Raw genomic sequence first — 20954 nt, 5'->3', positions numbered from 1 at the left:
ATTATCAGATCTCAAGGAGCTTACTAAGCTCTGCAAGAGCACCATCTGTCTCGTGAGCAAGAACCTTCTTAGCAAGAACCTTACCAAGCTGAACACCTTCCTGGTCAAAGCTGTTTACATTCCATACAAATCCCTGGAACATAACCTTGTTCTCGAAGTGAGCAAGAAGAGCACCAAGTGACTCTGGTGTAAGCTCTTCGCCGATGATAATGCTTGAAGGACGACCACCCTTGAAGTTCTTGTTAGGGTTCTCATCGTTCTTACCGCAAGCAAATGCAACGATCTGAGCTGCTACGTTAGCGCAAAGCTTCTTCTGGCTTGTGCTGTTCTCGATAACTACGTCGTTAGCAAGCTGTGAGTTCTTGAAACCAATGAACTGCATTGGGATTACGTCTGTTCCCTGGTGAAGGAGCTGGTAGAATGAGTGCTGACCATTTGTGCCTGGCTCACCAAAGATAACAGGACCAGTTACATAGTTAATAGGCTCAGCGAAGCGGTTAACGCTCTTACCGTTTGACTCCATATCAAGCTGCTGTAAGTGAGCTGGGAAACGGCTAAGTCCCTGTGAGTAAGGAAGAACTGCTGTGCTTGGGTATCCAAGAACGTTTCTCTCATATACACCGATAAGTGCATCAAGCATAGCAGGGTTCTTCATCATATCAGCGTTTGCAGAAAGCTTATCCTCTTCTGCTGCGCCGTTTAAGAATCTAGCGAATACATCAGGACCAAATGCAAGTGAAAGAACTGCTCCACCAACGCCTGATGTTGATGAATAACGACCACCGATATAGTCGTCCATATAGAAAGCTTCAATGAAATCATCGCTCTTAGCAAGAGGAGATGTCTCTGAAGTAACTGCGATCATGTGCTTAGCAGGATCAAGACCAGCCTTCTTAAGTGCATCCATTACGAATGACTGATTAGTAAGTGTCTCAAGTGTTGTACCTGACTTAGATACAAGGATAAAGATTGAATGAGCAACATCTACTGAATTAAGAACTGCAGAAGCATCATCTGGATCTACGTTAGAGATGAACTTAGCTTCCATCTTGAATGTGCCATTCTTCTTAGCCCAGTTCTCAAGAGCAAGATACATAGCTCTAGGACCAAGGTCTGATCCACCGATACCAATCTGAACTACTGTTGTGAACTTCTCGCCCTTTGCGTTTGCAATCTCACCTGAGTGAACTTTGTTAGCAAAATCAGCGATTCTGTTCTGTTCATTTATATAAAACTCGCGCTTATCAACACCGTCAGCCATTACCTTATCTCCAAGCTGACCTCTTGTAAGCTGGTGAAGAACCATACGCTTTTCACCTGTATTGATAACTTCTCCATTGTAAAGAGCTTCAAACTTCTCTGTAAGCTGAGCTTCCTTAGCAAGCTTATCAAGAGCACTAAGAATACTGTCATCAATTTCCTTAGCTGCGTAGTTGTAATTAAGACCAGCTGCCATAGGAACTGAGTACTTCTTTACTCTTTCAGCACCGCTTTCGCCAGACATAGCTTTAACTAAGTCAATCTTATTAACGTTTTTGAGCTCTTCAAATGATTTGAGAGTGTCAAGGTTATTCCAATTAATCATCCTATGATTCCTCCTATATGTGTAAAAACAAAGTGGAAAACGTATTCCGCCATCCGCAATAAAGTGTATCAAAGTTATTTTCCTATATCAAGCAAAGAACTATAAAAATTTAGCAAAAAAGTTATGTAATTGTGCAGTCTTTACCACTGTCAACACCCATCTGGTGTGGTATATTTGGTAAAAAGAACTATGAGTTTTGGAGGGACTATGAGCGCATATTTATTTGTACATTTCAAGGAAAAGTTCACCCCTGACGGAGAGCAGGTTTATTTTGGAGTCTCCAAAGACGGATTTAACTGGGAGATGGTCAACAATTCAGACCCTATTTTAGAGAGTACCTTAGGTGAAAAGGGCGTTAGAGACCACACGATCATCAGAAGAAAAGATGGCTCTTTTGTCATTCTGGCAACAGATCTGTGCATCGCCAGTAACTTCGAGCCAAAGTACCACAAGGACTGGAACACAGTAAACAGACAGGGAAGCAAATGCCTTTCCATGTGGGAATCAGAGGATCTTATCCACTGGTCAGATCAGAAGCTGATCAAGGTAGTAGATGACAACTACGGTTGTGCCTGGGCCCCAGATATTATCTACGATGAGGACGAGCAGGATTACATGGTTCACTTCTCTTCAAGATATCCTTACGATTCTCAGAACGAAATGGCTATCTACTACGTAAAGACTAAGGATTTTGTTACTTTTTCAGAGCCAAAGCTTCTTTGTAAGAAGTGTGATACCGGAATAATTGATTCCAATATCGTATACGAAGATGGCTATTACTACAGATTTACAAAGAGTGACTTCAATCCAGCCCACATCATTCTTGAAAGAGGCACTTCATTAACTGGAGAATACGAGAGAATGCCTGCCTTTGACGAGGAAATGAATAAGCTGGAGGATGGCCAGTACGAGGCGCCAACCTGCTACAAGCTTCCAGACGGCAGCTATTGTCTTATGCTTGATTTCTACGGCTGTGAAAAGGAGAAGCAGGGCTACGTTCCATTTGTGGCAAAAGATATCTCCACAGGTAGATTTGTACGCTCTGACAAGGAATTCAGCTTTCCATATGGATTTAAACATGGAACAGTTATACAAATTTCCGATAAAGAATATAATAGAATAAAGGACAACTATCCCAATAAGTAGGATTTTATGGTATACTTTAAATAAGGCTTAGGGGGTAATTATGCGATTCCGTACGAAACTCTTAATTACTTCGTTGGCAATTGTTCTAATCCCAGTTGTTTTGGCTATCGGAGCATACCTTGCAGTGGGGCGCTATCTAGCTTATCAGCAACAGGTTCCCGATGGCAGTACAATGGTTGATTATAATATGGTCTCAGATCCCAGTGGTACTTTTGCGGAGATGACCGGAGAACTTGAAAAAGAGATACTCCTTAGTAGGACCATAAGTCCGTATATTCTTGAGGATAGATCTTTTTTACAAGAAATTGACAACGAGATTTCTTCCAGATATTCCTATATTATAGTTACAAAAGGGGATGGCATTTATTATTCCGCCAGTACCGAGAAGGTTGATGCGGTTATAAATGAGCTCCCTGGATATGGCATGGGAATTCACGGAGTTTACTATACAGAGTCCAAGTTTTTGGTAAGGCAGATGGACTTTGATTTCTCCGATGGAAGCCCGGGAGTTTTGTATTTCATTTCTGGAATCAGAACAGAACTTACCACCTCCCTTGTTATTTACATGGGAATAGCAATCTTTTTGATACTTCTTTTAACCAGTGGACTTCTTACCACCTGGATAGGAAGAAGCTTCTTTAGACCAATAGATGAATTAAACGTTGCGATGCAGTACATCAAGGACGGCAATTTCGATTATATGCTTCCTACAGACGTCAAGGAAAAGGGCGAGATAGGAGCTATGTACCGCAACTATGAGGATATGAGACTAAGGCTAAAGGAATCAGCCGAGGAAAAGATCTTAAGAGAAAAGCAGAACAAAGAGCTTATTAGTAACATCTCCCACGATCTTAAAACACCTATCACAGCAATAAAGGGTTATTCACAGGGTCTTCTCGAGGGTGTCGCAGACAATCCTGAGAAGCAGATGAAATACATTAAGATCATTAACAGTAAGGCTAATGACATGAACAACCTTATCAATGAGCTTACATTGTATTCCAGCATTGATAATAACCGTATTCCATATAACTTTATCAAGTTAAACGTTGCAGATTATTTTAGAGACTGTATTGAGGAAATTGGAGCAGACCTTGAAAGTAAGTCAGTAAAGCTCAATTATTCCAACCTGACAACGCCTGACACGCAGATTGTTGCAGATCCTGAGCAGATTAAGAGGGTTATCAACAACGTGGTCAGCAACAGCGTCAAGTATCTGGAAAGAGATGACGGATCAGGGCAGATCGACATAAGGATTCTTGATGAGATCGATTCCATCCGTGTAGAGCTTGAGGACAACGGAAAAGGAATTGCTCAAAAAGATATACCTAATATTTTTGACAGATTCTATAGGACAGATGCTTCCCGAAACTCCAAGCAGGGCGGAAGCGGCATCGGACTATCCATCGTCAAAAAGATTATTGAAGATCATGGCGGATACATATGGGCTACCAGCCATGAGGGAGAAGGAACGTGCATGCACTTCGTATTGAGGAAATATGTAGAGTATGCAGATAATTCAGAAACAGTCACTGTCGAACATGTACAGAACAACTAAGAAAGGGAACAACGTGTATGAGCAGAATACTTATTGTTGAGGATGAAGAGGCTATTGCTGATCTCGAGAAGGATTATCTTGAACTTAGTGATTTTGAAGTGAAGATCGAGAACACAGGCGATGCAGGACTTCAGACGGCGCTTGCCGAGGATTTTGATCTTGTGATCCTTGATCTGATGCTCCCTGGAATGGATGGATTTGAGGTTTGTAAGCACATCAGAGAAAAGAAAGATGTGCCAATTCTTATGGTATCAGCTAAGAAGGATGATATTGATAAGATCAGAGGCCTTGGTCTTGGTGCTGACGACTATATTACTAAACCATTTAGCCCATCAGAGCTTGTTGCCAGAGTAAAGGCTCATATGGCAAGATATTCAAGACTTGTGGGTTCTGGCCATGAGAATAATGACTTTGTAGAGATCCGTGGTCTTAAGATTGATAAGACAGCAAGAAGAGTCTATGTTGATGATGAGGAAAAGAGCTTCACAACTAAGGAGTTTGATCTTCTTACCTTCCTTGCTGAGAATCCTAACCACGTATTTACAAAGGAAGAGCTTTTCCGCAAGATCTGGAACATGGATTCCATTGGCGATATCGCAACTGTAACAGTTCATATCAAAAAGATCCGTGAGAAGATCGAATACGATACTTCAAACCCTCAGTACATCGAGACTATCTGGGGCGTAGGCTATCGCTTCAAGGTTTGATATTGAACATTTGTAAATACAACAAATACTAAAAAAGAAAGCGGAGTTAGCTTTCTTTTTTATTGGAAAGATTGATGAATAAAGATTTTATTATATATGAAGACAATGACATAATCGTCTGCCACAAGAAGGCAGGAATTGCCACAGAAGGGGCCAGAGTTGGACGAACTGACCTTGTAAGTGAAGTCAGGAACTACCTTGCGAGAAGTAATCGTTCAGAGAATGGTAAAAGAGCTGCTGCTCCTTATGTTGCCACAGTTCATAGGCTTGATCAGCCTGTTGAGGGCGTTCTTGTAATGGCTAAGACCAAAAAGGCTGCCACTGACATAGCTGCCCAGATTAAGAACAGGACTACAGATAAGTATTATTATGCCCTTTGCATGGGGATTCTTGATCAGAAGGAGGGGCATCTATCCAACCTCCTTACAAGAAGAAAAGAAGATAATACGGCAGCAGTGCTTTCTCCTGATGAAAAGAACCAGGCCATTATCAGCGAGGCTAAGAAGGCGGAACTTGATTATAAAGTCATTGCTGAAAAGGATGGTTGTTCCCTTTTGGAAATCAAGCTTGGAACCGGAAGATTCCATCAGATCAGGGTTCAGCTCTCATACCTTGGACATCCTATTCTTGGGGATTCTAAGTACGGATCAGAGGCCTCAATAGAACTGTCCAAGCAGCTTGGAATTAAGAATGTGAGCCTTATCTGCTACAGATTCGGCTTTAAACATCCTTCCACCAAAAAGAAGGTGGAATTTAAAATCACTCCTTCTAATGAGAAAATATTGGAGATGCTGGAATGCAGTATATAAGCGTGCTGTACCTGTTATTATTATGTCTTTTATTACCTCTATATATGAAGAATGGCTATGGCGAGCTTGGAGAAGCCAAGGGAGTTGCCTTTCTTATTATTGGAGGTGTTTTTGCTGTTCTTGCACTTATTCATCTGTGTGCTAAACGTAAGTTTAGAAAAGATGGCTTTTCTTATGCTGTTCTTTTTATTCTATTAGCCAACGTGGCATCGATAGCTTTTTCTGCGGATATTCAAAGAAGCTTTTGGGGACTTCCTGGTTGGAGAACAGGATTTTTAACAGTAATTATCCTGATAATATCCTGCTATTATTTCTACGGGGGAAAAATTCTCATTAATAGATATGTGGTGGCAGCAGCTTTATCTGCGCCAATGCTCTGTTTCGTTCTTGGGATATTAAATAGATTCAGCATCTATCCTATAAAGATTTATGGCCAGAATCCGTCATTTCTTTCAACTCTTGGAAATATCGACTGGTACTCTGGATTTCTGTCAGTATTTGTGCCTTTAGGGCTAGCTCTTTTTATCCATGAAAAAGAAAAATCTATAGTTATCAGGATATTGCTTGCAATCTATACTATAGCAGGGCTACTTGCCATTGTGTCTCAGGGCAGTAATGGAGCCTATCTCATAGTGGCAGGAGCATATGTTGTACTTCTGCTTAGGCTTATCGAGACCAGAGATGGATTAAAGAGCTTTCTTCTGGGATTTTCATTTCTTGGAATAGCTCTTTTGATCTTTGAAGTTATGCTTCGTTTCATGGGAAGCTCCTACAACTACGAGGATAATTACAGCCTTGTGCTTGCAAGATACCATGTTGGTCTTGTGATACTTGCTCTTATCTTCTTCTTGTACCGAGTTGTCAGATTGCTGGAGGAAATAAAGCATGAGTATAAAGAAAAACTGGTTAAGAAGGTCTGTATTATTGCCGTGACGCTGGGTGCACTGGCAGGTCTTGTACTCATAGTCGCTAATTTTACTGATGATTTTGGAAATGGAAGAGGTATTATTTACAGAATCTCTGGGGATATGTATTTATCTCTTTCAAATTGGGAGAGAGTTGTGGGAGTTGGCCAGGACTGCTTTAGTAGTTACGGATACAGCGATCCTGTTTTTAGCACTTCTCTTTTAAATGTCTTTGGCAACAATATGCTGACTAATGCCCATAGCATTGTTCTTACAGCACTGATCGAGAAGGGAATCCTGGGCGTCATAGCCTATGCCGTTTTCTTTGGTTCATTCTTTTACACATCAAAAAAGGAACACATAGACTTAATCTATGTGCTCCCTGTAGTAACGTATTTAATCTATGGAATGATCTCTTTTAACACGGTTCTTAATCTTCCATATGTCTATATCCTGATGGGATTAGGCCTTAGAGGTCAACGTCAGGAATAGGAATATCGTTATCAAGTTCGTGGAAGAAGGTTCTGGTCTTGATGATTCCATAAAGAGCTTCCTTATATTCATAAAGAAATCTCTCGTTGATGTTTTCTTTACCATACATACGAACTCGTCCCATGTAGGCATTTATTGTAGAGACATAGCGCTTATCCTGATTGAACATGTGCAGGATTTCATCTTTTCTTCTACGTGGGTGCTTGGTGGCGAACTTTCTTATATCGAGCTGCAGGTCAACTGGCAGCTCTTTTTCACGTGTTCTTACAGCATGTAAGTACTCGTCGTAAGTCTTTTCATCGATTTTCTCAAAGCGATCTGTGAATTCAAGGCAACATGCATTATCCGGTAGATGAAGTCGTACTCTGTCAGGACCGCAGACATCCTCAATCTCAGCCACAACCTGCGGAATTAATGGCTTGTTGTTGTAGTCTAGAATAATTACTTTATCTCCTTTTTTATACATAGGCCCCTCCAAGATGAATTAAGATTTTTGATCGATAAAACAAACATGTGGAACTTAGTAGCATGAAAATATTATAACATAAACCAGCCAAAAAATGGCGTAACAATCGGCTTTTTAGAACTTTTTTCACAAAAATAATAATTCCTTATTTCGTTTTAAGTAATTTTTAGGTAGCCCATTTAGAATGGCATCATCAGATAAAGAGTTGTTCAAAGAAAGCGAGTAAAAAATGGCAGGATTTAAAGATGTTTTTCAGAGAATCGAAGTGAAATATCTGTTGGATGAAACGCAATACGCTGGGCTGAGAAAGAGACTTGAAGGAATGGCAGCCGTTGACAGCTATGGCGAGACATCCATCTTAAATATATATTTTGACACCCCGGATTTTAAGCTTATCGAAAGATCCCTTGAAAAGCCGGTGTACAAGGAAAAGCTAAGGCTTCGAACCTATGGCGTCGCCAGTGACGACACTAATGCATTTATCGAGATCAAGAAGAAGTATAAAGGCGTTGTATATAAGAGAAGGATTTCAATGCCATATAAAGACGCCATAGATTACCTTGTACATGACAAAGAGCTAAATAACAAATCTCAGATCTCCCAAGAGATAGATTACTTCAAGCAGTATTACAAGGGACTTAAACCGGCAATGGCGATTTCTTATGACCGAATAGCCATGGCAGGAGTTACGGATCCAGAGCTTAGAATTACCTTCGATAAGAATATCAGATGGAGAACCAACAATCTGAGTCTTTCCATGGGTAATGTGGGAAAAGATATTCTTCTTCCCGGCCAGGTCCTGATGGAGCTTAAAATCGCGGGGGCAATGTCAATTGAACTTGCCAGAATCTTAGATGAACTTAACATCAGGCAAACTTCTTTTTCTAAGTATGGAAGAGGCTATGTTGAATATATGTATGGACAGACCAATGAAATGGCTATGAAGGGAATTGTTCCAAATAATAAAGAAGAGGATGATTCCAAGATCACACTATTTCGTAGGGCAGTTTAAAGGAGTGTTTAAGCCATATTTGGCTTGTGAAAGGAGATCACGATGACAACAGATTTAATTTTTGGCTCAATTCTGAGCAGCGGTGATATTACAGTAACATCATTTCTTGTAGCAACAATTTGTTCCCTTGTAATCGGCTTATTTATCGCCTTTATGTATACACTTAAGAATAGCTATTCAAAGAGCTACATTATTACTTTAGCTCTTTTACCAGCGGTAGTTCAGATGGTTATCATGCTGGTCAATGGTAACATCGGCGCCGGTGTCGCTGTGGCAGGTGCGTTCTCACTGGTTAGATTCCGCTCTGCACCTGGATCAGGAAAAGAGATCACAAGTATCTTCCTTGCTATGGCAGTAGGCCTTGCAACTGGAATGGGATATGTGGTCATTGCGGCAATCTTTGCAGTTATTATCACAGCAGCTAATTATATCCTTAATAACAGTTCTTTTGGAGACAGCAAGAATGAAGAGAGATCTGTTAAGATCACTATTCCAGAGGGGCTTGATTTTGAAGGGATATTCGATGACATTTTCGAGAAGTACACATCAAGGGCTGAGCTCATTGAGGTTAAGACATCGGGAATGGGTAGCCTTTACAAGCTCAACTACAGTGTGATCATGAGGGAGAAGGCTTCCACAAAGGGTATGATCGATGAGATGCGTCAGCGCAACGGAAATCTTGAGATCAGCTGCTCAAGACCAGTTGCCATGAAGAGTGAAGAGCTGTGATAAGTGGCTATGAGGACGGGTGCTAACAATGTTAGCACCCTTTTTGTTTTGCCAAGGTATTACGAGTTCTTCGTTAAGCTTTTAGGCAGTAGCTTGGGTAGTGTTACTACGAATCTTATAATCTTGTCGCCGTCTCGAAGGGCCTCTATTGAGCCGCCATGGGAGTTGGCAATTGCTCTGGCAACGGAAAGACCTATGCCGTAGCCACCAGTTTCGCGGGCTCTAGAAGAGTCTGCCCGGTAGAAACGGTCGAATAGTCTGTCTAGATTACCAGATGGAATAGAATCGCAGGTGTTTGATACTTCAAAGGTAATGTATTTGCTACTTGAAAGGATTACATGGATGCTTCCTTTTTCAGAACAATACTTTGTGGCGTTATCCAAAAGCAGCGATTCAAGCTGATTGATGGAATTTTTATCTCCAGTAATGTGGATTCCATCTTCGATGTCCATTTGATATTTTAGCTCTTTTGACGTGGCGAGAGCCTCGAAGGAGCTGGCGGTTTCCTTAATTGTCGCGCTTAGATCAAAGTCAGAAAAGACAACGTGCATTCTCTCTTCGTCCATTCTGGACAGGGTCAGAAGGTTTTTGACAAGGCCGTTCATGCGCTTTGTCTGATTTCTTATACTGTCTGTCCATTCGCTTTTTCCGGATTCCAACTCAAGGACATCTACGTTTGCGGAGATTACTGCCAGTGGAGTCTTTAGTTCATGGCCTGCGTCGGTGATAAATCTCTTTTGCTTTTCAAGGGATTCAACAACGGGAGCCACAGCCTTTCCGGAGAACAGAAAGACTAGGATGAACATGGCAACCAGGGCACACATTCCGATAAGGACAGTCTGAAGAAGGAGCGTAAGCGCGTTGAGGATAGGGGTACTCATATCAGTGAAGATCACGAGAGCAGTTCCGTTATCCCAGCCATTTATCCTATATCTGTAGTTGTGATAAAAGCCTCTGTCCTTCTTGGAAGTAGCAAGTACTTCATCTGCGTAGCTAAGGGCAGTCTCTTCAGTTACAGTGGCGGTATGTTCTATATTTACAATGGTAGTATTGCTAAGCGGATTATATTTCACCCAGAAATAGCGGGACTGAAAGGGCATCTCCGCAGACCGGATGTTGTAGAGTCTGTCCAGCTGAAATGGGTTGCTCTGCTGGTTCTTATCAGGAGGAACGTTTGGGTCAGGGCCGCCATTAAAGTCTATCATCCCTGGGAAGTTGCCATCATTATCAGACAGCATGGTTAGGAGATTATCGGCATCCGATATCATATGGTGCAGATTGGCAAGATTAATGACTCCGATCATTACTAATAGAATGACCAGAAGTGCCAGCATAGAAGTCAAAATGAATTTTTTCCTGAGTTTATTGACCATTATGATGCTCCTTATTTTTGTGTTTCAGAAATAGAATAGCCAACTCCTCTTGAAGCTCTTATTTCACAGGTTGCTTCCAGTGAAGCAAGCTTTTTCCTAAGATTTGAAATGTACACCCATACTACGTTGATGTCCGCCTCTCCATCGGCCCAGATACGGTCCATAAAGGTGTCGACAGAAACAATTCTTCCTGGGGATGTCATCAGCATCTCCATCATCTGGAATTCTCTTCCTGCCAGGCGAATCTTTTCATGGCCAGGTGTTGATAACTCATAACCGGCCCTGTCCAAAGTAAGATTTCCGCAGGAAAGGTTAGTTGGAGCAAAGTCTTCTTTCCTTCTAAGCATAGCTCTGACTCTGGCAAGGAGTTCTCCCATGTCAAAGGGCTTTGGAAGATAATCATCGGCGCCAAGATCAAGGCCCTTAATTCTGTCTTCCACCTCAGTTTTGGCAGTAAGGAAAAGAACTGGTGTGGATAGGCCCCTTTCTCTAATCTTTTTTAATACTTCGGTTCCTTCCATGCCAGGCATCATAATGTCCAGAATGATGCCGTCGTATTCGCCTGTAAGAGCATAGTCTAAGGCGTCTGTTCCGGTGTATACGGCGTCAACAGTATAGTTGCTGTGCTTTAATATCGCTACCAGTGCATTAGACAGCTCTTTTTCATCATCTGCTAATAATAATCTCATGGGCGTTCTCACCTTCCGTTTATAATACATTAATTCTACCACAGCAGCGGGTTTCAAGAGAATTAATATGTGTACAAATTATGAACAATTTCCCGCAGTTTTAGTCATTTCCAGTACATATTTATGGGATAAAATCATTTATACATAAACGTTTTGGGGTGGATGTTTTATGAAGAGAGGGAAAAGAGGATTTATTCCTATTATTGCAGTCTTGGCTATCTGCATTATTCTTAATGTGACCGCATGGAAAAGTGCGGCCTTTTCTGACTTTTATGCCAATAATATCTTTCCATATGTGACAAGTATTCTTTCAAGGATTAACAGTGTGATCCCATTTTCTGTTGGAGAATGGTTGTTGGTTGCACTTGTCCTTTTTGTGGCGTTCACGGTAACTTTCATCTTTGTTCATTCAATCTTTTTACTGTATTTCAAGATCAAGAAGCCTGCTGGCAGAGGAATGCTCAGAGCCAAGAAGGTTTTTGATAAGATTTCTGACAGTCTTTACAGGTTTACACCAGTTCTTTTGACAGCCACTATGCTCATCATGACACTTAACTGCTTCATTATCTATCACTGCTCTTCTATTAAAGAGCTTCAGGATAGCAGCGATGATTATGATCTTCAGCAGCTCGCAGATCTTAGGGATTATGTAGTAAAAAAGTGCAATTCTCTTTCTGCAAAGGTTCCACACGACGAGGATGGAAATGTTGTTTACGAGGGGGACATGGCTGCCACAGCTGTTGAGGCTATGAAGGTTCTTTCAGAAGACTTTCCAAGGCTTAGCGGATTCTACACAACTCCTAAGGCGCTGTACTTCTCAGACTTTATGTGTCAGCAGTATATGCAGGGGTATTATTTCCCATTCTCTATGGAAGCTAACTACAATGACATGATGTCTATCATGAATAAGCCATTTACCATGTGCCATGAGCTTGCCCATACAAAGGGATTTATATATGAGGACGAGGCTAATTACCTTGCGTTCCTGGCCTGCATTAATTCTGATGATGTGGTTTTCCAGTACAGTGGCTATCTTGGTGTGCTCAACTACATCAACAATGATTTCTATAATGCTGTGGAAAAAGATATCTATAATTCCCACGTTAAGATCTGTGACAGAGTTAAGTATGATAACCAGTTTGTGACCAAGGAGAATTGGATTCATATAGAAGAAAAAGCTATCATCAAAACTGCAACTGTAAAAAAGGCAGCAGCTAAATATGTAGATTCTACACTAAAGATGAACGGAGTTCTTTCAGGAAGCGTCAGCTACTGTCAGGTTGTAGGTCTGATCATGGATTATTACTATAGTGGAGTAGAAAATCCTTGTAATGCGGAATTCCTTGTTATGACACAGTGATTATTAGTGTATAATCTTCTTGTGTGACAAGGAGAATACTATGAAAAAGACAAAAACTATTATTGCATCATTAATCATGTTTCTTACAGTGGTTCTTGTAGCCTGCGGACCATCAGATGAAAAGCTTAGCGAGGCAGAGACTGCAAGAAATCTTTTAATTCAGGCCAAGGCTTCTGCAGAAGAGGTGTATCTTGATATTACCGATTCTTCAATGAAAGATCAGTTGGATGCACTGGCTGAGGAGGAAGCCAAGATCGAGGCCATGGATTTCACCAAATTAAGTGACAAAAAGATCGACGAGATTCTTCCTACTATTACTGAGCTTACAGAAAAGTATCAGAGTATGAAGACTACTCTTGATGGTACTTATCAGGCGGAAACCTCTCAGAAAGAGGAGGCTGCCAAGAATGTGGGCCTTGGAAGCTATATCATCAACAGTACAGGAATGAATATAACTGAGATCATTCTTCATGACATTACCAGAGATACCTATTCTGAGAATATCCTGGGTGATGGAGTGACATTGGAAGCTGGCTATACTCTGATGGGTATTTCCCTGGATGTATATTCTGACAGTACAGAGTGGGAATTCCAGATAAAAGATGAGAATAATACAACCTACACATTGCCATGTGAGAGCCTTTCTGGCCTTGCAGACAGTGGAGCATCCCTGGAATTTAAGTACGACAAAGCAGAAGGAACAGGTAGTGTTGTGGTCGGTGGATACACCACAAACTGATAAAAAAGTGCTCATTTTTGTGAAATGTGCACAAAATATTAAAAAAATATTAAGATAAAATGAACATCTTCATTCATGACAATTTAATTTTCACAGTATATAATCTTTCTTTGTACTGAAGCAATTGGCTTGCAATATAATTGCAAAGTATAAACAGAAGAGGAGAATTAAATATTATGAAGAAGAATATCGTAACATTACTTTCAGTTTTAACACTTTCAGCTGCAGTTCTTGCTGGTTGCGGCGAGGCAAAGGCAGACAACGCTGTTGAGGAGACATCTGTAGAGGCTTCTGTAGAAGTTTCTGTAGAGGCTGCTGACGAGGCTTCATCTGAGGATGCTGCTGTAGAGGCATCATCTGAGGACGCTGCTGCAGAGGCTTCATCTGAGGATGAGGATGCTGCTGCTGAGGCTTCATCTGAGGATGCTGCTGCTGAGGCTTCATCTGAGGACGCAGCTGCTGAGGCTTCATCAAACAACTAATTCAATTAGATTTTTACATCAAGTAGTAACTAGATAATAATCAATTGCTTTAGTCGGTACATAAAAAGGCTCACGGATTTATCCGTGGGCCTTTCTTATTGGTATTTTTTATTGTTTTGAGCAATTCTCACAATACCCTGTAAGTTCCATTTGATGTCCAGTAACTTTAAAGCCGGGAATCGACTTTGCCAGTTCATCTATAATGTCGTGCATCGGGCATGTGCTAATAGGTATCTTTTTATGACACTTAAGGCAAACAGCGTAGTGCTTGTGGGTCTCATTTCTATATTCATATACAGCATTATCTTCAGTTGTAAGAACTGTCTTAACTATTGTTCCAGCTTTTTCAAATGCTGATAAGCTTCTATATATAGTAGAAAAAGCATATCCATTATCTTTGTGCTCAGAGTTGAGCTTTTCATATATCTCTGCAGCAGATAAAGGTGTCTTGCTGTGATATAAGATCCTGAGGATATCGAGTCGTTGATGGGTCTTTTTAATGCTATCAGGAAATATATCATCAAGTTCATCATAAGAGTGAGCATGTATCTTACAAATCATAACAACCTCCCTATCAGATCGTGATGTGTAAAAGGTCTATAAGAAGTCCTGAAACAGTACCAATAACAAAGAGTAAAAGAGCTATATTGATATTCTCTTTTTTGTTATTGTTTACCCTAAATAGGATCAGAAGACCAATTCCGGCTCCAACTAACAGTCCAGACATCATAGTTCCTAAGGTTATCATGTTCTCTAAGTAAAGCTCTGTAATAATAACTGACGCAGCACAGTTTGGAATAAGACCAATAATACCTGATAATATGTGACTTGCCACAGGGTTTGTCTTAAGCAGGTTAGACAGGTTCTCTTTTCCAATGAATTCAATAACAAATCCAAGTACCATTGTCAGAATAAGAACAAAAACAAATATATGGAAAGTATGAACAAGGGCAGATTTAATAATTCCCCATACACCATGACTTTCGTCTTCGTCGCAGTGGCAGTGCTCTTTTTCACAGAGCTCGCCAATCTTTATAGGATCATTAAGGCTCTTGTTGTGGGCCTTATGATAAGCGTGAACAACAAAATCAATGATGAATCCGGCAACAATACCAATGATAGCTTTTATCAAAAGAACTTTTGCCATAGTAGCTAAAGGTACCTGTTCAGATATAAAAAGAGGAATCATCTCATCTGAGGTAGAAAGGTATATGGCAATTAAAGTTCCAAGTGTGATTACGCGGCCTGCATAAAGATTAGAGGCAGCAGCGGAGAATCCACATTGTGGGAAAACTCCAATAAGTCCGCCCCAGAGTGGGCCAAAGTATTCAGTTTTTTCTACTATCTTAGAGGAGTATTCCTGAGTCTTATGCTCTAAGAATTCCATAATAAGATAAGTAATAAATAAGAACGGAAGAATTTTAAGTGAGTCGATCAAAGCATCAATTACTACATCCAGTACCATTTCCATAATGTCTCCTTTTTGCAAATGCGAATCATTTGCATTTAAAATTTGGCAAAAAAAATATCAGTAAGCGGGTGATGGGAATCGAACCCACGTATCCAGCTTGGAAGGCTGGTGTTCTACCATTGAACTACACCCGCATGGTGCTGACAAGATTGTATTTTACTCAAGTTTCAGTGGTATGTCAAGCGCTTTTATGATAAACTACTAATGTTTGCGGAAAAACCAGAAATTGAGTATTTCTGCGATTTGACAATGCAATTTTGCGGTGCTATTATTTCCCTACTAGTTTAGTAGGAATTGAAACTAGCAGCGCTTATTGTTGTATTAGAAATCCTAATATCATTAGTCATATTGGAAAGGAATTAAATATATGTCAGAGCAGTCTTTATTACAGGTGAAGAATTTATCAGTTTCTATTGATAATGAGCTTCCTATTCTTAATAACATCAATTTGGATATCAAGCCAGGTGAGACCCATGTACTTATGGGCCCTAACGGTGCTGGTAAGTCAACTCTTGGTTTTACACTGATGGGTAATTCTCATTATTGTGTAACTGAGGGTAATATTCTTTTCGAGGGACAGGATATTACAACAGCTTCAGCAGATAAAAGAGCTAAGGCTGGTATGTTCCTTTCTTTCCAGAATCCATACGAAGTTCCAGGAATTTCACTTAGCAGTTTTATAAGAAATGCATATCATGCACAGACAGGAGCGCCAGTTAAGCTTATGGCATTCCAGAAGTCACTTAAGGCAGCCATGGAGATCCTTTCTATGGACGAGTCTTATGCAGATAGAGATCTCAATGTTGGATTCTCTGGTGGTGAGAAGAAAAAGGCAGAGATCTTACAGCTTCTTATGCTCAATCCTAAATTTGCTATTCTCGATGAGACAGACTCAGGTCTTGATGTAGACGCTGTACGTACTGTTTCTAAGGGTATCGAAGAGTATCAGAAAAAGAAGGATGGAGCTCTTTTGATCATCACACATAGCACCAAGATCTTAGAATCACTCCACGTTGATTATACACATGTACTTGTTAAAGGTAACATTGTTCATACTGGAGATGGAACTTTAGTAGATGAGATCAATGCAAACGGATTTGAGAGATTTTTATAATCAAAGATCCCTGGAGGAAAGTGACACATGAGTGAGAATAAACAGGTTGTGAATGAAATAGATCACAGCATGTATGACTTTAAAGATGTAGAGAATGAACAGGACTTCTACAGACTTAAGGAAGGTCTCTCTAAGGAGACAGTACTTAAGGTTTCTGAGGAAAAGAACGATCCTGATTGGATGAGAGATTTCAGACTTAAATGTCTTGATATCTATAACGAGATCAAAATGCCAGATTGGGGTCCAAGCATTGAAGGCCTGGATATGGACAGAATCTCCTCCTATGTTAGACATAAGTCTGACATGAAGGGCAAGTGGGAGGATGTTCCAGAGGATATTAAGAACACTTTTGAAAGACTTGGTATTCCTCAGGCTGAACGTGAGTCTTTAGCTGGTGTAGGAGCTCAGTATGATTCAGAGCTTGTTTACCATAATGTTAAAGATGAAGTGGCTGCTCAGGGCGTAATCTATACAGACCTTGAGAGTGCCCTTAGAAGCGAATATGCAGATATGATCAAGGAACACTTTATGAAGCTTGTTCCTCCTACAGATCATAAATTTGCTGCTCTTCATGGAGCAGTTTGGTCAGGCGGATCATTTGTTTATGTGCCTAAGGGAGTAAAGGTGGAAATCCCACTTCAGTCCTACTTTAGACTTAATGCTGCAGGAGCTGGTCAGTTTGAGCACACTCTCATCATTGTTGATGAAGGCGCAGATCTTCACTTTATTGAAGGATGTTCAGCCCCTAAGTATAACGTAGCCAATCTCCATGCCGGTTGCGTAGAATTATTTGTTGGAAAGAATGCAAGACTTCGTTACTCAACAATTGAGAACTGGTCTAAGAATATGTACAACCTTAACACCAAAAGAGCTGTTGTTGAGGAGAATGGAATCATGGAGTGGGTATCAGGTTCCTTCGGATCCCACACATCATACCTTTATCCTATGACTATTCTTAAGGGTGACAATTCCAAGATGGAGTTCACAGGTATCACATTTGCTGGTAAGGGCCAGAATCTTGATACTGGAGCCAAGGTTGTTCATCAGGGTAAAAAGACATCTTCTGTTATCTCCACTAAGTCTATTTCTAAGGACGGTGGTATAGGAACCTACAGAAGTAGCGTTGTTATCCAGAATAGTGCTAAGAAGGCGAAGGCATCTGTTTCCTGTGATTCACTTATGCTTGATAGTATTTCAAGAGCAGATACTATTCCTGCTATGGATATTCGTACTAACGATGCAGATGTAGGACACGAGGCTAAGATTGGTAGAATTAGCGATGAGGCAGTATTTTATTTAATGTCCCGTGGAATTTCTGAGGAAGATGCAAAGGCTATGATCGTAAGCGGCTTTGCAAATCCTGTATCTAAGGAGCTTCCACTTGAATATGCAGTAGAGATGAACAATCTTATCAAACTCGAGATGAGCGGACATTAAGAAGGAGCATGTTACATGAATAAAGATTTAAACATGAAGGTTAATGTACTGCCTGTTCTTACCTATAATTTTTTAAGACTTAATGACAGTACTATATTAGCTTCAGATATCAGAATAGATTCTTTTGAGTCACCAAAGCTTAATGTTGTTCCAGCCGGAGTAACTGTAGAAAGTAGCGTTGATTTCGAAAAGGCTGGAGAAGTATTTAGAGCCTACAAAGAAAGAATCCAGGTAACCACTGGAGTTCCTGGAGATCCAAATGGTGATACATCCTATAGAGATAAGGATCAGGTCCTCAGAACTGGAATGGGCATAGATGTGGATGAGTTTATGACAGAGGTTTCTGCCAAGGCTGATATCTACACAGTGGATGAAGGCGTTAAGGTTTCAGAGCCTTTGGTTCTTCACTATGACCTTAAGGATGGAGATGGAAATGTCTCTGCCCAGGTAATTCATGCTAAGAAGAATTCAGAGATCACACTTATCATGGACTACAACTCAGATAAGGATGCGTCAGGTTTTCTTGGAATCAGTACAAGAATTCTTGCTGAGGAAGGTGCTAAGGTCAACATCGTAAAATCACAGCTTCTTGGTAACGGATTTTTACATTTTGACGATATGGGTGGTGCCTGCTTTGAAAAGGGTGCTATCAATGTAATTGCAGTTGAACTTGGTGCTTATAAAGCATGGAATGGCTGTTATATTAACCTTTCTGAAAAGGAAGCAGATTTTAACAGCAATATTGCATATCTTTCAAGAGATGATCACGAGCTTGATATTAACTATGTGGCTGATCATAGAGGAAAGAAGACTAATGCACTTATGCAGTTTAAGGGTGTTTTGATGGGAGAAGCCAAAAAGACACTTAGATTTACCATTGATTTTAAAAATGGAAGTTCTGGATCTGCTGGAGATGAGCAGGAGGACACACTTCTTCTTAGTGATAATGTTGTTAATCGTACTATGCCAGTCATTCTTTGTCAGGAAGAAGACGTAGATGGAAGACACGGAGCAACTATTGGACAGCTTGGGGAAGATCTTCTTTTCTACATGCAGACAAGAGGAATTGACGAGGAAGAGGCAAAGCGCATCATGATCAAGGCAAGACTTGAGAGCGTTGCCAGAATGATTCCTGATCCTGAGCTTATGCAGAAGGTAATTTATTTTATTCAGGGCATAGTATAATTTGCGCTAGAAGGAGATTTAATGGCTACTATAGACGAGATTCGCAAGGATTTTGAAATAATAAATGCCGGCGAGTATGTATATTTTGACAATGCGGCAACATCTCAGAGACCAAGACAGGTCCTTGAGGCAGTTTCCTCTTTTTATAAAACAACAAATGCTAACCCGCTTCGTGGTCTGTATGACTGGAGCATGGGAGCAACAGAAGAATATGAGAATGCCAGAAAAGCTGTTGCTGCGTTTATTGGAAATGTAAAGCCTGAGGAGATTATTTTTACCAGAAATACAACAGAATCCCTTAACCTTGTGGCTTATAGTTACGGAATGGATAATGTAAATGAGGGAGATGAGATTGTCGTTACTGTTATGGAGCACCACAGCAATTTGCTTCCATGGCAGATGGTAGCCAAAAAGAAAAAAGCTAAGCTTGTTTTCTTAGAGCCAGACGAAGAGGGCTTTATCTCAAAGGATGAGTATACTTCAAAGATCACAGATAAGGCAAAAATTGTTGCTGTAGGACACGTATCTAACGTAATGGGTGTAACAAACCCTGTTAAGGAAATCGCTGAATATGCTCACGAAAAGGGCGCTATCGTCGTTGTTGATGGCGCTCAGTCAACTCCACATATGGAAGTTAATGTCAAAGATCTTGGTGCAGATTTCTTTGCTTTTTCTGGACACAAGATGCTGGCACCTATGGGAATTGGCGCACTGTATGGCAGACTAGAACTACTTGAAAATATGCAGCCATTTCTTACTGGTGGAGAGATGATCGAGTATGTCACAAGAGAAGATGCGACATACGCTGAGCTTCCACATAAGTTCGAGGCTGGAACAGTAAATGCTGGTGATGCAGTAGGTCTTAAGGCAGCTATTGATTATATTCAGAATATTGGCTTTGATTTTATTAAAGAGAGAGAAGAAAAGCTCACCACTCTTTTGATGGAAGGTCTTGCTAAAATGCCATATATCAAAGTATATGGACCAAAGGATCCCAAGAAGCACTGTGGTATTGTTACATTTACAATGGATGGAGTTCACCCACATGATATGTCATCTGTACTAAATGATGATAAAATATGTATTAGGGCAGGACATCATTGTGCACAGCCACTGATGCAGTTTATTGGTGCTGGTTCAACGGCAAGGGCCAGTGTCTACTTCTACAACACTGAAGAGGAAGTAGAGAGATTTTTGGACAAGCTTTCAAAGGTAAGAGAGGTTATGGGCTATGGAGCTTAAACAGTTATATCGTGAAATTGTAAATGAACACAATTTACATCCAGTTCACAAGAAGGTTATGGAGAATCCTGATCTGGTACTCCGCGGAGTTAATCCAAGTTGTGGTGATGATATTACCCTTTCTCTTAAGATTGAGAACGGAGTAATCACAGATGCATCATACGATGGAAGCGGATGCGCTATTTCACAGGCATCTGTTGATATGATGGCAGATCAGATTATTGGTAAGAACAAAGAAGAAGCAATTAAGCTTGCTGGAACATTCATGGGAATGATCAAGGGCGAGATTACCGATGAAGAGAGTCTTGAGGCTCTTGATGAGGCAGCAGCACTCCAGGATGTGGCTCATATGCCTGCGCGAGTTAAATGTGCTGTTCTTGGTTGGCATACAATGCAGGAGATGCTTGAGCACCCTGAGAAGGCTACAGGGGATAAATAATAAATTCTTTGTGG

21 protein-coding genes and 1 tRNA gene are annotated in these 20954 nt (G+C 40.6%); 15 read left to right on the top strand and 7 right to left on the bottom strand.

Annotated elements, in window-relative coordinates; all coding sequences use genetic code 11:
• Positions 1-4: 4 nt before the first annotated feature.
• Positions 5-1585 carry a glucose-6-phosphate isomerase gene (locus T541_RS0103620; RefSeq protein WP_026651393.1) on the bottom strand — a complete coding sequence of 527 codons (1581 nt, stop codon included), beginning with the start codon at positions 1583-1585 and terminating at the stop codon, positions 5-7.
• Between the two features lie 207 nt (positions 1586-1792).
• On the opposite strand from T541_RS0103620, the gene T541_RS0103615 reads away from it, so the two are divergent.
• The 5 genes from T541_RS0103615 to T541_RS0103595 all read left to right on the top strand — a co-directional run bounded on the left by T541_RS0103615 (position 1793) and on the right by T541_RS0103595 (position 7202).
• Entirely contained in the window at positions 1793-2731 is a 939-nt protein-coding gene (locus tag T541_RS0103615; RefSeq protein WP_026651392.1) for a glycoside hydrolase family 43 protein, read from the top strand.
• A gap of 40 nt (positions 2732-2771) precedes the next feature.
• Positions 2772-4289, top strand: coding sequence for a sensor histidine kinase (locus T541_RS0103610; RefSeq protein ID WP_026651391.1), 1518 nt, complete (start codon positions 2772-2774; stop codon positions 4287-4289).
• A 17-nt stretch (positions 4290-4306) separates the two neighbouring features.
• The gene (locus tag T541_RS0103605; RefSeq protein WP_026651390.1) at positions 4307-4996 is read left to right on the top strand and encodes a response regulator transcription factor; all 690 of its coding nucleotides are present in this window, start codon (positions 4307-4309) and stop codon (positions 4994-4996) included.
• A 74-nt stretch (positions 4997-5070) separates the two neighbouring features.
• Positions 5071-5805 carry an RluA family pseudouridine synthase gene (locus T541_RS18735; protein WP_034465933.1) on the top strand — a complete coding sequence of 245 codons (735 nt, stop codon included), beginning with the start codon at positions 5071-5073 and terminating at the stop codon, positions 5803-5805.
• Complete coding sequence (locus T541_RS0103595) at positions 5793-7202, top strand: O-antigen ligase family protein (RefSeq protein WP_026651389.1); 1410 nt, start codon at positions 5793-5795, stop codon at positions 7200-7202. Before T541_RS18735 ends, T541_RS0103595 begins: the two co-directional genes overlap by 13 nt.
• On the opposite strand, the gene T541_RS0103590 is transcribed toward T541_RS0103595, so the two are convergent.
• Positions 7180-7668 (bottom strand): hypothetical protein, encoded by a 489-nt coding sequence (locus T541_RS0103590; RefSeq protein ID WP_026651388.1) that lies wholly within the window; start codon positions 7666-7668, stop codon positions 7180-7182. The two genes, T541_RS0103595 and T541_RS0103590, sit on opposite strands and share 23 nt — an antisense overlap.
• Before the next feature lie 229 nt (positions 7669-7897).
• Here T541_RS0103590 and T541_RS0103585 point away from each other — a divergent pair, with 229 nt between their 5' ends.
• Positions 7898-8680: a polyphosphate polymerase domain-containing protein gene (locus T541_RS0103585; RefSeq protein WP_026651387.1), complete on the top strand. Its 783-nt coding sequence runs from the start codon at positions 7898-7900 to the stop codon at positions 8678-8680.
• Positions 8681-8722: 42 nt separating this feature from the next.
• Positions 8723-9409 carry a DUF4956 domain-containing protein gene (locus tag T541_RS0103580; RefSeq protein WP_026651385.1) on the top strand — a complete coding sequence of 229 codons (687 nt, stop codon included), beginning with the start codon at positions 8723-8725 and terminating at the stop codon, positions 9407-9409.
• Positions 9410-9468: 59 nt separating this feature from the next.
• Here the strand turns inward: T541_RS0103580 and T541_RS18730 are convergent, their stop codons facing one another.
• Both T541_RS18730 and T541_RS0103570 read right to left on the bottom strand, forming a co-directional pair.
• Complete coding sequence (locus tag T541_RS18730) at positions 9469-10782, bottom strand: sensor histidine kinase (RefSeq protein WP_051538075.1); 1314 nt, start codon at positions 10780-10782, stop codon at positions 9469-9471.
• A gap of 11 nt (positions 10783-10793) precedes the next feature.
• The gene (locus tag T541_RS0103570; protein WP_026651384.1) at positions 10794-11471 is read right to left on the bottom strand and encodes a response regulator transcription factor; all 678 of its coding nucleotides are present in this window, start codon (positions 11469-11471) and stop codon (positions 10794-10796) included.
• 169 nt (positions 11472-11640) lie between these two features.
• On the opposite strand from T541_RS0103570, the gene T541_RS18725 reads away from it, so the two are divergent.
• The 3 genes from T541_RS18725 (at position 11641) to T541_RS0103555 (ending at position 14052) form a co-directional block, all read left to right on the top strand.
• Entirely contained in the window at positions 11641-12831 is a 1191-nt protein-coding gene (locus tag T541_RS18725; protein WP_051538074.1) for a DUF3810 domain-containing protein, read from the top strand.
• Between the two features lie 40 nt (positions 12832-12871).
• The gene (locus T541_RS0103560) at positions 12872-13570 is read left to right on the top strand and encodes a hypothetical protein (RefSeq protein ID WP_026651383.1); all 699 of its coding nucleotides are present in this window, start codon (positions 12872-12874) and stop codon (positions 13568-13570) included.
• 176 nt (positions 13571-13746) lie between these two features.
• The gene (locus T541_RS0103555; protein WP_051538073.1) at positions 13747-14052 is read left to right on the top strand and encodes a hypothetical protein; all 306 of its coding nucleotides are present in this window, start codon (positions 13747-13749) and stop codon (positions 14050-14052) included.
• Between the two features lie 108 nt (positions 14053-14160).
• Here T541_RS0103555 and T541_RS0103550 read toward each other — a convergent pair whose 3' ends face one another.
• The 3 genes from T541_RS0103550 to T541_RS0103540 form a co-directional block, all read right to left on the bottom strand.
• Positions 14161-14613 (bottom strand): Fur family transcriptional regulator, encoded by a 453-nt coding sequence (locus T541_RS0103550; RefSeq protein WP_051538072.1) that lies wholly within the window; start codon positions 14611-14613, stop codon positions 14161-14163.
• 13 nt (positions 14614-14626) lie between these two features.
• Positions 14627-15523 carry a putative manganese transporter gene (locus tag T541_RS0103545; protein ID WP_051538071.1) on the bottom strand — a complete coding sequence of 299 codons (897 nt, stop codon included), beginning with the start codon at positions 15521-15523 and terminating at the stop codon, positions 14627-14629.
• A 63-nt stretch (positions 15524-15586) separates the two neighbouring features.
• Positions 15587-15657: transfer RNA gene (locus T541_RS0103540), tRNA-Gly, on the bottom strand.
• 233 nt (positions 15658-15890) lie between these two features.
• Here T541_RS0103540 and sufC point away from each other — a divergent pair.
• From sufC to sufU, 5 genes are read left to right on the top strand one after another with little or no spacing between them, the layout of a single operon-like run.
• Positions 15891-16637, top strand: coding sequence for a Fe-S cluster assembly ATPase SufC (sufC, locus tag T541_RS0103535; RefSeq protein WP_026651379.1), 747 nt, complete (start codon positions 15891-15893; stop codon positions 16635-16637).
• Positions 16638-16664: 27 nt separating this feature from the next.
• Complete coding sequence (sufB, locus tag T541_RS0103530) at positions 16665-18074, top strand: Fe-S cluster assembly protein SufB (protein ID WP_026651378.1); 1410 nt, start codon at positions 16665-16667, stop codon at positions 18072-18074.
• 15 nt (positions 18075-18089) lie between these two features.
• Entirely contained in the window at positions 18090-19259 is a 1170-nt protein-coding gene (locus T541_RS0103525; RefSeq protein WP_026651377.1) for a SufB/SufD family protein, read from the top strand.
• 21 nt (positions 19260-19280) lie between these two features.
• Positions 19281-20501, top strand: coding sequence for an aminotransferase class V-fold PLP-dependent enzyme (locus T541_RS0103520; RefSeq protein ID WP_026651376.1), 1221 nt, complete (start codon positions 19281-19283; stop codon positions 20499-20501).
• On the top strand, positions 20491-20940 hold the full coding sequence (gene sufU, locus T541_RS0103515; RefSeq protein WP_026651375.1) for a Fe-S cluster assembly sulfur transfer protein SufU: 450 nt from the start codon (positions 20491-20493) through the stop codon (positions 20938-20940). The genes T541_RS0103520 and sufU overlap by 11 nt, the downstream gene beginning before the upstream one ends.
• Positions 20941-20954: the final 14 nt, after the last annotated feature.

The organism is Butyrivibrio proteoclasticus P6B7 (assembly GCF_000622085.1).
In the GTDB taxonomy this organism is placed as follows: domain Bacteria; phylum Bacillota; class Clostridia; order Lachnospirales; family Lachnospiraceae; genus Butyrivibrio; species Butyrivibrio proteoclasticus_A.
This window is presented reverse-complemented; position numbering and strand designations above follow the sequence as displayed.

Coding starts and splice junctions, on each gene's coding strand:
- T541_RS0103560 (WP_026651383.1), top strand. CDS start 12,872: ATGAAAAAGACAAAAACTATTATTGCATCATTAATCATGTTTCTTACA.
- T541_RS0103585 (WP_026651387.1), top strand. CDS start 7,898: ATGGCAGGATTTAAAGATGTTTTTCAGAGAATCGAAGTGAAATATCTG.
- T541_RS0103615 (WP_026651392.1), top strand. CDS start 1,793: ATGAGCGCATATTTATTTGTACATTTCAAGGAAAAGTTCACCCCTGAC.
- T541_RS0103590 (WP_026651388.1), bottom strand. CDS start 7,668: ATGTATAAAAAAGGAGATAAAGTAATTATTCTAGACTACAACAACAAG.
- T541_RS0103605 (WP_026651390.1), top strand. CDS start 4,307: ATGAGCAGAATACTTATTGTTGAGGATGAAGAGGCTATTGCTGATCTC.
- sufC (WP_026651379.1), top strand. CDS start 15,891: ATGTCAGAGCAGTCTTTATTACAGGTGAAGAATTTATCAGTTTCTATT.
- T541_RS18735 (WP_034465933.1), top strand. CDS start 5,071: ATGAATAAAGATTTTATTATATATGAAGACAATGACATAATCGTCTGC.
- T541_RS0103570 (WP_026651384.1), bottom strand. CDS start 11,471: ATGAGATTATTATTAGCAGATGATGAAAAAGAGCTGTCTAATGCACTG.
- T541_RS0103520 (WP_026651376.1), top strand. CDS start 19,281: ATGGCTACTATAGACGAGATTCGCAAGGATTTTGAAATAATAAATGCC.
- sufB (WP_026651378.1), top strand. CDS start 16,665: ATGAGTGAGAATAAACAGGTTGTGAATGAAATAGATCACAGCATGTAT.
- T541_RS0103525 (WP_026651377.1), top strand. CDS start 18,090: ATGAATAAAGATTTAAACATGAAGGTTAATGTACTGCCTGTTCTTACC.
- sufU (WP_026651375.1), top strand. CDS start 20,491: ATGGAGCTTAAACAGTTATATCGTGAAATTGTAAATGAACACAATTTA.
- T541_RS0103550 (WP_051538072.1), bottom strand. CDS start 14,613: ATGATTTGTAAGATACATGCTCACTCTTATGATGAACTTGATGATATA.
- T541_RS0103610 (WP_026651391.1), top strand. CDS start 2,772: ATGCGATTCCGTACGAAACTCTTAATTACTTCGTTGGCAATTGTTCTA.
- T541_RS0103595 (WP_026651389.1), top strand. CDS start 5,793: ATGCAGTATATAAGCGTGCTGTACCTGTTATTATTATGTCTTTTATTA.
- T541_RS0103580 (WP_026651385.1), top strand. CDS start 8,723: ATGACAACAGATTTAATTTTTGGCTCAATTCTGAGCAGCGGTGATATT.
- T541_RS0103555 (WP_051538073.1), top strand. CDS start 13,747: ATGAAGAAGAATATCGTAACATTACTTTCAGTTTTAACACTTTCAGCT.
- T541_RS0103545 (WP_051538071.1), bottom strand. CDS start 15,523: ATGGAAATGGTACTGGATGTAGTAATTGATGCTTTGATCGACTCACTT.
- T541_RS18730 (WP_051538075.1), bottom strand. CDS start 10,782: ATGGTCAATAAACTCAGGAAAAAATTCATTTTGACTTCTATGCTGGCA.
- T541_RS0103620 (WP_026651393.1), bottom strand. CDS start 1,585: ATGATTAATTGGAATAACCTTGACACTCTCAAATCATTTGAAGAGCTC.
- T541_RS18725 (WP_051538074.1), top strand. CDS start 11,641: ATGAAGAGAGGGAAAAGAGGATTTATTCCTATTATTGCAGTCTTGGCT.